The sequence below is a fragment of the Mesorhizobium sp. P5_C1 genome, from assembly GCF_054049815.1.
This window is the reverse complement of the sequence record NZ_JBFULQ010000330.1, coordinates 1-6,320: the sequence shown is the minus strand read 5'-3', so window position 1 is coordinate 6,320 and position 6,320 is coordinate 1. Positions and strand designations below refer to the sequence as shown.

At 64.6% G+C, this 6,320-nt stretch carries 4 protein-coding genes; 2 read left to right on the top strand and 2 right to left on the bottom strand.

The window, feature by feature from the left end:
• Positions 1-303: 303 nt before the first annotated feature.
• Both ACXJ7R_RS22090 and ACXJ7R_RS22085 read left to right on the top strand, forming a co-directional pair.
• Positions 304-3,213, top strand: a complete 2,910-nt coding sequence (locus ACXJ7R_RS22090) for a M16 family metallopeptidase (protein WP_457153711.1) — start codon at positions 304-306, stop codon at positions 3,211-3,213.
• A 63-nt stretch (positions 3,214-3,276) separates the two neighbouring features.
• The gene (locus tag ACXJ7R_RS22085) at positions 3,277-4,470 is read left to right on the top strand and encodes a TMEM43 family protein (RefSeq protein ID WP_457153710.1); all 1,194 of its coding nucleotides are present in this window, start codon (positions 3,277-3,279) and stop codon (positions 4,468-4,470) included.
• Between the two features lie 92 nt (positions 4,471-4,562).
• Here ACXJ7R_RS22085 and ACXJ7R_RS22080 read toward each other — a convergent pair whose 3' ends face one another.
• Positions 4,563-5,594 (bottom strand): histone deacetylase family protein, encoded by a 1,032-nt coding sequence (locus tag ACXJ7R_RS22080; protein ID WP_457153709.1) that lies wholly within the window; start codon positions 5,592-5,594, stop codon positions 4,563-4,565.
• 23 nt (positions 5,595-5,617) lie between these two features.
• On the bottom strand, positions 5,618-6,320 hold a 703-nt coding region (locus tag ACXJ7R_RS22075), incomplete at its 5' end, for a TetR/AcrR family transcriptional regulator (protein WP_457153708.1).

The window sequence follows — 6,320 nt, the reverse complement described above, 5'->3', positions numbered from 1 at the left end:
CCCTAGGACCGGCTGAAACGGGTCTAATCTACCCTCAGTTGAATCTGACATCAAACGCGATTTGACAAAATAGAATCCTATGGACACGCATGCGACTCAGATGCGGACTCCCAAGCCCTTTCACCACCCTWGGGTCATGGAAACGCCGACACGAAAAAGCCAGACGCTGTTGTTAAGTTGGCATATCGAGGGCCGATCGATTCCGATAGGTTTCCGCTGACCGGCAGGGATGGGCGTCCCTTCGGTCGGACTGGGCGAGATGGGCGGCGCTTGTTCGCGGCCATCGGCATTGGGGGGGTGATTATGAAGCGGGTTTTCCTGGCGTTCACGGTGATGCTTGCGATCTTGATCGGTGCGTGGGCGGTAGCTCCCGCACAGGCCGAGCCTGTTGTCACCTATGCGCTCGACAACGGGCTGCAGGTGGTGCTGGTGCCTGACCATCGGGCGCCGAAGGTGGTGATGAACCTGCGCTACCGCGTCGGTTCGATGAATGAACCCGCCGGCCGCTCGGGTTTCGCGCATCTGTTCGAGCACCTGATGTTTTCCGGCACGCCGGCCTGGCCGAACGTGTTCGGCGCCCATGCCGCGCTCGGCAACGAAATCAATGCCTGGACCACCGAGGATGGCACCGTTTTCTATGTCGACGGGCTGTCGTCGTCGCTGCCGATGATCCTGTCGCTGGAAGCCGACCGCATGGCCAATCTCGGCCGTTCGGTAACGCAGGCCAAGCTCGACCTGCAGCGCTCGGTGGTCAAGAACGAGATGCGCCAGAACGTGCTGGACAAGGCCGGCGCATCCGGCTGGGAGGCCTTCTGGTCAGGGCTGTTCCCGAAACCGCATCCCTACAGCCGCATGGTCATCGGCTCGGTCGCCGACCTCGACGCGGCGACGCTGGACGACGTGCGCGGTTTCTTCAACACCTATTATTTGCCCAACAATGCGGTGCTGGTGCTGGTCGGCGACCTCAAGGTCGATGACACCAAGGCGCTGATTGCCAACACGTTCGGCCGGGTGCCGCGCGGCGCCGATGTGGCTCGGCCAGCAGTGCCCGAGCCGACGCAGGCGCGACTCAAGCTGGTGCTCGAGGACCGTGTGCCGAGCCCCGTCGTCGTGGTCGGCTTCAGCGGCCCGGCGGCGCAATCGCCAGACAATGGCGCGCTCAGCATCGCTGCCGAAGTGCTCGGCAATGGCGAATACGGCTTCCTGCGCAATCGCCTCGTCTCGGAACAGGGCGTCGCCACCTATGCCAACGCGAGCTGGACCGGCGGATTGCTTGGCGGCCGCTTCACCTTCGAGGCCGGCGCGGCGGCAGGCGTGACGCCCGAAGCGCTCGAAGGCGCGATGAAAGCCGCTTTCGCGGATTTCCAGAAGATGCCGCTTGATGCGGCCGATGTCGAACGCGCGCGCAACGGGATATTGCTGGCCACGCGGCTCGGCAGCGAAGCGCTGAAGGATCGCGCCGGCACGGTTTCCTACAACGCCGACATTCTCGGCGACGCGCAAAGCGCGCTGGTCGACGATCCGCACGTCAGCAATGCCAGCGTCGCTGATGTCGAAGCAACGATGAAGCGGCTGCTGAGGCCGGAAGATGCAAGCGTGCTGGTGTTGAAGCCGGGTCCGCGCGGCGGCTACCCCGACGCGCTGATCGGATCGTCCGGCACGCCGCTGCCGTTCACGGCGCCGGAGCGGGCAGCGATCGATATTCCGAAGCACCAGGCCGGCGAGGCGCCTTCGGCGGCGTTGCCCGCCATGGAAACGGCGACGCTGTCGAACGGCATCAAGCTCGTCCACTACACCATGCCGGAAGCGCCGATGGTCTATGTGGCGGCCAGCGCCGACGGCGGCTGGAACAGTGTGCCGGAAGGCAAGGAAGGGCTGCTCGAGCTTGCCGCAAGCATGGCAACGCGTGGCGCCGGCGAGCGCGGCTCGGCCGACTTCGCCAAGGCGACCAGCGATATCGGTGCCAGCGTCGGCTATCAGGCCGGATACCTGACCACCGCGATGACGCTCGGCGTGCCGCCGGAAAAACTGGACCAAGGTGTCGGTCTGCTTGCCGATGCGGTGCTGAAGCCGCGTTTCGACAAAGCCGACTGGAGCGTGCTGATGGCGCAGACCGTCGACTGGCTCAATGGCCGCGAGGCGGACCTGCCGGGCGTTGCCGGCCGCGCGGCCAAGGCGGCGCTGATTCCACAGGTGCCTGACAAGGCCGCGATCGACTGGTCGGCCAAGGCGCTGGCCTCGATCTCGCTCGACGATGCCAGGTCCGCCTTCAGGACGGAGTTCACGCCGAAGGCGGTGACGTTCTACAGCGTCGGTCCGATGCCGGTTGCGACGGTGGCGGCAAGCCTTGAAAAGGCGTTCGGCACGTGGGCGGATAACGCCGCCGGCTATGCGGTCGAGCCATCGCCGGCGGCGCATTTCAATGGCGGCCAGAAAGTGCTGCTGGTGCCCGAGCCCGGCGCCAGCCAGTCGGCGCTGTTCGTGGCGCGGCCGGCGCCCGGCACCGACGAGGGCGAGCGCGCGGAATCGACCGCGGTCGCCAATCTGCTCGGCGACGATTTCTCCAGCCGACTGAACTCGGTGATCCGCGAGGAGAAGGGCTATTCCTATGGCGTGTCGAGCTATCTCTTGAGCCCGATGAAAGTCGGGTCCGGGCTGGTGGTGGCAACCACCGTCGAGCGGGCCAACACTGGTCCGGCGATCACCGAGATCCTGAAAGGCTTTGCCGGCCTGACCACCTTGCCGGTGGCGCAGGACGAGGTCGACCGCACGGTGACGGTCTATCGCCGGGCGCTGGCCGGATCGGCGGAGACTTCGGCCGGCCTGTTCGGTTCGCTGATCGGTGCCGTCGGCTCCGGTTCGACGCTGGAGGACCAGCAGAGCCGGATGACGGCGCGCACCCAATTGACGCTCGGTGCGGTGCAGAAGCAGGCGCTGGCACTATCTTCGCTCGATCCGTCGCTGATCGTGGTGGCGGGCGACCCGGATGTGGTGATGCCGCAGCTTGCCGCGATCGGACTTAGGAATGTCGAGATCGTCAAGCGCGACGCGGAAGGCGAGCAGACGGCGATGCGGGCGCTTGACCTTTTCGGCGGCAAGCAGCAAGCGCCGCTGTCCGCCTCGCCGTGGCGGGTCGGCGACGGTGGCACGACGCGGGCGGTGCATTCCTGTGCTTCGGCCAGGGATTGCGGTGCGCAAATCCACGCCGATTGATCGGTTCAATGCGCGGCCGCCGGCCGCGCGCAAATCTTGGCACTGTTGGTTTCGGGGGAAACGATGAGCGATTCATTTCGGGAAGTTACATCCGTCTCGTGGTTCGGGCGGATCAAGCGCGCGGTCGGTGGTGTCATCTTCGGCCTGCTTTTGATCGTGCTGATGGTGATCGGCCTGTTCTGGAACGAGGGCCGCGCGGTGCAGACGGCACGCTCGCTCGCCGAAGGGGCTGGCGCCGTGGTCTCTGTCAGCGCCGACAGCGTCGATGCCGCCAATGACGGCAGGCTGGTGCATGTCAGCGGGCCGGTGACGGCGGACAGCGGCCTGTCCGATCCGGATTTCGGTATCGCGGCGCAAGGGCTGCGCCTGTCGCGCGACGTCGAGATGTACCAGTGGAAGGAAGAGTCCAAATCCGAGACCACCAAGAAACTTGGCGGCGGCGAGGAGACGGTCACCACCTACAGCTATTCGAAGGTGTGGGACGACAGCCAGATCGACTCCTCGGATTTCAAGAAGCCGGACGGCCACCAGAATCCGCCGATGGCGATCCACAGCCGGACCTTCCAGATTCCGGAAGGCAAGCTCAGTGCTTTTACGCTCGATCAGCCAGTGCTCGATCGCATCGAGGGTGACAAGGACTATTCGCTGTCGGCCAGTCAGTCAGCCGCGATCAAGGCCGCCTATGCCGGCGCCAAGCCGCTCAACATCGTCGACGGCAAGATCTATCTCGGCGTCGACACGACGACGCCGGCGCTGGGCGACTACCGCATCGGCTACGAACTGGCGCCGCTCGGCGTGGTCAGCATCGTGGCACGTCAGGCCGGCAGCCGGTTCGAACCCTACCAGACGGTGGCCGGCGACGAATTGCTGATGGTCGACACCGGCACTGTCCCGGCCGACAAGATGTTTGCCGAAGCCGTCAGCGCAAACACGCTGATCACCTGGCTGCTGCGCGCTGCCGGCCTGCTGTTGCTGACCATCGGCTTTGCCCTGTTCCTCAGCCCGATCGGGGTGATCCTCGACGTCATTCCGTTCCTTGGCAGCATGGCGCGGATGGGCACCGGCATCATCGCCTTCTTCCTGGCGATCCTGGTCGGCACGACGACGATCGCCATCGCCTGGTTCTGGTATCGGCCGGTGCTGGCGGCGGGCATCCTGGCCGCCGGCGTCATCGCGGCGGCGGCGGTCTATTATTTCGGCCGCTCACGCAAGGCAGCCGCACCGGCGGTCGTGCCGAGCACCGGCACCGCAACCTGATCGCGAGAACCCGGCAGCAGCGCCGCCCGGTCCCTCGCTTTGCTTCTGCAGTCGGTGCCCCAAAATCGCTCACGCCTTTGGGGTGACGGCATTTACCTGCCCTCGAAACCGGTCAGCACGCCGACGGCGTTGACGCCGATCTCCTCGACGGCATAGCCGCCTTCCATGACGAACAGCGTCGGCAGGCCGAGCCTGGCGATGCGGCGGCCGATCTTGGGATAGTCCGACGTCTTCAGCTTGAACTGGCTGATCGGGTCCTTCTCGAAAGTGTCGACGCCGAGCGAGACGACGACGACGTCCGGCGCGTAAGCGGCAAGCTTGGCGCAGGCATCTTCAAGCGAGGCATTCCAGGCGTCCCAGTCGGTGCCGAACGGCATCGGATAGTTGATGTTGAAGCCTTCGCCGGCGCCCGAACCACGTTCATCGGCATGGCCGAGGAAAAAGGGATATTCGACCATCGGATCGCCGTGCAGATTGAGGACCTGCACGTCGGCGCGGTCATAGAAGATCTCCTGCGTGCCGTTGCCATGATGGTAGTCGACATCGAGTATGGACACACGGCTGGCGCCCTGGTCGAGGAACCATTGCGTGGCGACGGCGGCGTTGTTGATGAAGCAATAGCCGCCCATGAATCCGGCTCCCGCATGATGGCCCGGCGGGCGGCAGAGCGCGAAAGCGGATGCCTCGCCGCCCTTGACCAGGCCGGCGGCGGTCAGCGCCACGTCATAGGACGACTTGATCGCGGCCCAGGTGCCTTCGACGAAGGTGGCGCCGGCATCGAAGGAATAATAACCGAGCAGGGCGTCGATGCGCTTTGGCGGCACGTCGCCGCGCAGGCCGCGGGTCGGCCATGTGAAGGGCATCGCCGAGCCCTTGAAACCGGCTTCCACCCATTGCGGCCAGACCGTCGGCAGGAAGTCGATGTAGTCGGCCTTGTGGATACGCCTGGCGGCAGCAAGATCGTGCTCGAGCGGCAGGACGATCGGACCCAGTTTCTCGCTTTCGACCCGCGCCTTGATGAATTCGGCCCGCGAGGGCATTTCGAAACCCGGCACGATCGCAGCGGTGACCAGTTCCATCTGGCCGGCATGGCCAGCATGAAGCGGCGAATAGACAGTCTTCATGAAATTCCTCTCGAAGTGCGAAATCAGTCAAGGTTGAGATAGGGGCTCACCAGAGCGAGCCACATGGTTTCCACATCGTCCTCGATGAGGTTGTATGTCCTGCGATCCCTCTTCAGTCCGACCAGCCGGCAGGCGTGCCCGACCTCCATCATCACAAGGCCGAGCCGTTTGGCGATCTTGTCTTCAAGAACAGGATTCACATGCCGCAGCCAGGCGGCGTAAAGCGCGATGATCTGCTCGTCATATTCGTCCTGGATAGGCCTGAGATCGGCATTGCCTGAAATGGCCTCGATCACCGGCATCAGGGTCGCGTTCTCGAGATAGATACTGGACGTGTCGATAAAGAGCTTGCGCACTTCGCGCCGGAATTCTTCGCGGTTGGTGGGCCGGGGGACCTTGATACGCTTCTCGATCACTTCGGGAAAGGAGGACAGCCAGCGCCGGGCGAGGTCCAGAAGAATGGCTTCCTTGTTGGGGAAGTATTGGTAGACCGACCCGACCGACAGGCCTGCGCGCTGCGCAATGGCGAGCGTCGTCGGCGTCTTGGTTCCTTGCTCCCGCGTCAGGATCAGCGCCGCGTCGAGAATCCTGTCGACCACCTTGCTCGACCGTTGTTGGCGCGGCTGCTTGCGCGGTTCGAGCGCTATCCTGGTTTTGCGGTCGAGACTGCGCTTCACTGCCTGATGTCCCCGTTCCCCGCCCGGTCCCAACACACGGGGAGGGTGC

What these genes read in the sequence shown, in the direction of transcription:
- ACXJ7R_RS22090 (WP_457153711.1), top strand. Translation starts at nt 304, where the DNA reads ATGAAGCGGGTTTTCCTGGCGTTCACGGTGATGCTTGCGATCTTGATC.
- ACXJ7R_RS22085 (WP_457153710.1), top strand. Translation starts at nt 3,277, where the DNA reads ATGAGCGATTCATTTCGGGAAGTTACATCCGTCTCGTGGTTCGGGCGG.
- ACXJ7R_RS22080 (WP_457153709.1), bottom strand. Translation starts at nt 5,594, where the DNA reads ATGAAGACTGTCTATTCGCCGCTTCATGCTGGCCATGCCGGCCAGATG.